Source organism: Methanobrevibacter sp. (assembly GCF_045636185.1).
Classification (GTDB): Archaea; Methanobacteriota; Methanobacteria; order Methanobacteriales; family Methanobacteriaceae; genus Methanocatella.
The window spans coordinates 1-4,689 of sequence record NZ_JAZTXC010000129.1 but is presented as its reverse complement, the minus strand read 5'-3'; the positions used below and the strand labels follow the sequence as shown (position 1 = coordinate 4,689).

General features: G+C 33.6%; 2 protein-coding genes. One reads left to right on the top strand and one right to left on the bottom strand.

Annotated features, from left to right (window positions below; all coding sequences use genetic code 11):
* Positions 1–3,892 (top strand): Ig-like domain repeat protein (locus ACKI3Q_RS07525; protein ID WP_407415803.1); only part of this gene is annotated, 3,892 nt, incomplete at its 5' end.
* Between the two features lie 202 nt (positions 3,893–4,094).
* Here ACKI3Q_RS07525 and ACKI3Q_RS07520 read toward each other — a convergent pair.
* Positions 4,095–4,689 (bottom strand): AMP-binding enzyme (locus ACKI3Q_RS07520; protein ID WP_407415801.1); only part of this gene is annotated, 595 nt, incomplete at its 5' end.

Here is a 4,689-nt window from a genome sequence, read left to right as displayed (position 1 = left end):
TGTTGTCTTCTATGGTGATGATAATTATGATGAATTAACTGTAACTGCCGAGTTTACAGTTTCAGGTGTTGTTCCTGAGATTACTGTTGATATTGATGATGTGACTTATCCTGACAAGGCTGTTGCTGAGATTACTGTTGGCAATAATGCTAATGGTACTGTTAATATTACTGTTGACGGTAAAGTCTTTAACGGAACTGTTGAAAACGGTAAAGCTACTGTTGATTTAACTGGTTTAAGTGCTGGTGCTAAAGTTGCTGATGTTGAGTTCTTCTCAACTGACGATTATAATGATAATGCTGCTGCTAGTGCTAAATTTAATGTAAATAAAGCAGGTTCATCTATTGATATTGATGTAAATGCTACTTACTATGTTGATGAAGGTATTGTCATTAGTTTAAGACCTACTAATTCAACAGGTGCTATTTCCGTCACTATTAATGGTGAAAAATACAATGTAATAGATAATAAAGTAATTATTCCTAAGGGTTTAAGTGCTGATTCATACACTATTGTTGCTAATTTGGCTGGTGATGATAATTATGAGTCTTCCTATGCAACCGCAACATTTGATGTAATCAAATATGGATCAGATATTTCAATTGAGGTTAAAGATGTATTTGTTGTGGATGAAGAAATTGTAATTGCATTAAATACTGAAAATGTAACTGATGTAAGTGTAACCATAAACGGCAAACCTTACACTGTTGTAGATAATAGGGTTGTTATTCCTAATGGATTAGCTAACGGAACTTACTTCATCGTTGCTAAATTTGATGGTGATGATAAATATCTTGCATCTGAAGCAAATGCAACATTTGGAGTAAACAAACTCGCTCCAACTGATGTTACAGCTGAAGATTTAACATTTGTTGTTGGTCATGAAGGAATCTTGGAGATTTCCGGACCTGCTGATAGAACTGCCAATTTAATTGTCAGTATCGGCGATGATGATTATAATGTTGAATTAAATGATGGAAAAGCTACTTTAGATGTATCTGAATTACCTGTTGGTGAATATAATGTTGACATTACTTACTTGGAAAATGATAAGTATACAAAAGCAGAATTCACTAATGCAGCGACTATAACTGTTAATGATAAGGATAAGGCAGATGTTAATGTAACTGTTGATGTTGAAAATAAAACTATTACTGTAGATTTACCTGAAGACGCTACTGGTAATGTTACTGTTATTATTGACGGTAAAGTTTACAATGTTACTGATGCCGCTGAAAGCCCAGTTATTATTAACATTAGTGATGTAGAACCTGGTAATCACACTATTGAAGTTATTTACTCTGGTGATGATAATTTCAATCCTGCTTCAAATGTTACTGATGTTGAAGTTCCTAAAGTTGATGATTATGAAATCACTGTCGATGCAGAAGTGGATGGTAATTCAGTTGACATTACTGTAAGCTTACCTGAAGATGTAACGGGTCCTGTATTGATTGATGTTGATGGCGTCGGTTATTATGCAAATGTAACTGACGGTCAAGCTAAATTACATTTAGATGATTTATCTGCAGGAAACCACGATGTTGCTGTCAAATATCCTGGTGATGATTACTATGCTCCTAAAGGAAATGCTACTTCATTTACTGTTGATAAATCCGAAACCCCAATAAGCATTGAAGTTGAAGATGGTAAAGTCATTGTTGAATTGCCTGAAGATGCTACTGGAAACGTAACTGTAACCATTGACGGTAAAGACCAAACTGTACCAATTGAAGATGGCAAAGCTGTTGTGGATATTTCCGATTTAGAACCGGGTAATCATACTATTGAAGTAAACTATCCTGGTGATGACAACTATAAACCGACTTCCAATTCAACTATCATTGATGTTCCTAAGATTTCAGACTATCCAATCAATATAACTGAAGAGGATGGTAAATTAGTTGTCAATGTTCCTGAAGATGCTACTGGTAATGTTACTGTTACTATTGATGGTAAAGACTATACTGCTCCAATAGAAGATGGTAAGGCTGTTTTAGATATTTCTGATGTGGAACCTGGTAAACATGGTGTTGAAGTAACTTATCCTGGTGATGATAAGTATGCTCCTGCTTCCAATTCAACTATCATTGATGTTCCTAAGATTTCAGATTATCCATTTGATGTGGTTGCTGAAGATATTAAGGCTGGAGAAAAAACTAATATTACTATAAACTTGCCTGAAGATGTTAACGGTCCAGTATTAGTTGATATTGATGGAATTGGATATTATGCAAATGTGACTGATGGTGTTGCTCATGTTGAGTTACCTCTTGACTTAAAACCGGGAACATATGATGTTGTTGTCACATTCCCTGGAAACGACAAGTACGAAGGTAAATCTGTAAGTGACTCATTTACTATTGATCCGAACGAAACTCCTATGGATGTTAAAGTTGAAGATGGTAAAGTCATTGTTGAATTGCCTGAAGATGCTACTGGTAATGTTACTGTTACTATTGATGGTAAAGACTATACTGCTCCAATAGAAGATGGTAAGGCTGTAATGGATCTTCCTTCTGATTTGGAACCTGGTAATCATATTATTGATGTGAACTATCCTGGTGATGATAAGTATGATCCTGCATCCAATTCAACTACTGTTGATGTTCCGAAAATTGATGACTATCCAATCAATGTAACAAATACTGATGATGAATTAGTTATTGATGTTCCTGATGATGCCACTGGTGATGTAATAGTCAATATTGATGGTAAAGAGTATACTGTTCCTATTAAGGATGGTAAGGCTGTATTGGACATTTCTGATTTACCTGCTGGTGAACATGATGTGAAAGTTACCTATCCTGGTAATGACAAATACGCTCCGAAAACAGTCAATACAACTGTTGATAAAAAACGTGAGCTTGTAATAACTGCTCCTGATGTTGTAAAATACTACAGTGGACCTGAAAGATTTTATGTTTACTTCACTGATAAAGAAGGAAATAATATTGATGGTTTAACTGTTAAAATTACTATTAATGGAGTGACTTATGAAAGAACCAGTAAGGATGGTCAAGTTTCATTAGCATTGACTTTAAATTCAGGAAATTACACTGCTAAAGTTGAATTTGCAGGTAACAGTGAATTTGAACCACAAACAGTGTATGCCAATGTTAATATATTGCCAACAATCTATGGAAATAATGTATTCAAAGTATTTAAAAACGGAACTCAATACTATGCATTATTCGTAGATGGTGAAGGTAATCCGTTACCTAATATTGATGTATTTTTCAATATCCATGGAGTATTCTATACCAGAACAACTAATGCTAGCGGATGGGCAAAATTAAATATTAATCTTGAAAGAGGTGAATATATTTTAACTGCTCTGAATCCGGTAACTGGCGAAATGAGGTCAAATAATATTACTGTTATATCACTTATTGTTGAAAATAAAGATATAACTAAATATTTCCGTAATGCTACCCAATATACTGCTAGAATAGTTTTACCTAATGGTTCCTATGCTGGAGCTGGTGAGGCAGTAACCTTCAATATAAATGGTGTATTCTATACTCGTTATACTGATGCAAACGGTTATGTTAAATTGAATATCAATCTTGATCCTGGAGATTATTTCATTACTGTGAAATACAGGGATTGTACTGAAGGTAATAATATTAAAGTATTGCCTACTCTTATCACTAGTGATTTAGTGATGAATTATGGTGACGGATCTCAATTTGTAGCACAGGTATTGGATGGTCAGGGTAAACCTTATCCAAATCAAAGAGTCTCCTTAAATGTTCATGGTATTTTATACAATAGAATATCCGACAGCAATGGTATGGTTAAAATTAACATCAATTTAGAAAGAGGAGAATATCTCATAACTTCCGAGTGTAATAGTGAAGTGCATGCAAATACTATTTCTGTAAGGTAGGAGTATAACTTTTTACTCCTTACTTTTCTTTTTTTTAAATTAAAAATAGCTTCAATAATTTAACTAGTTTTTATATAATTATATCATTTAATTAATGTTACAATTAATATTTTATTAATTATGTAAGAAAAAATATTTTTTGATTTGTGTAATCTACATCAGATGGTTAATTTTTGGTAAAAAAAATAAAATTTTAGGGAAATTATAATTCCCCGTTTGCTCTTCTTTCTTCAAGAAGTTTTAAGCCTATGTCTCCTAACTTGTATTTTTGAATTTTTCCACTTGTGGTCAATGGGAATTCGTCAACAAAGAAAACATATTTAGGTACTTTATATCTTGCTATACTTCCAATACAGAAATCACGTATATCTGCTTCGGTTATATCATCAAATCCATCTTCTTTAATGATAAATGCACCAACAAGTTCACCGTATTTTTCATCAGGAATTCCGGCAACCTGGACATCTTGAACACATTCATGAGTAAATAAAAATTCTTCTATTTCTCTTGGATAAATGTTTTCTCCGCCTCTAATAATCATATCTTTAATACGACCTACAATGGAGTAATATCCTTCTTCATCAACTGTAGCCAAGTCTCCAGAGTGTAGCCATCCGTCAGGTTCGATGGTTTCAGCAGTTTTTTCAGGCATATTGTAATAACCTTTCATAACATTGAAACCTCTGCACATGATTTCTCCGGTCTCACCCGGACCTAGTTCTTCACCGGTTTCAGGATCAACAATTTTAACTTCAATATTAGGGAATTTTCTACCTACAGTATTGATTTTTTTCTCG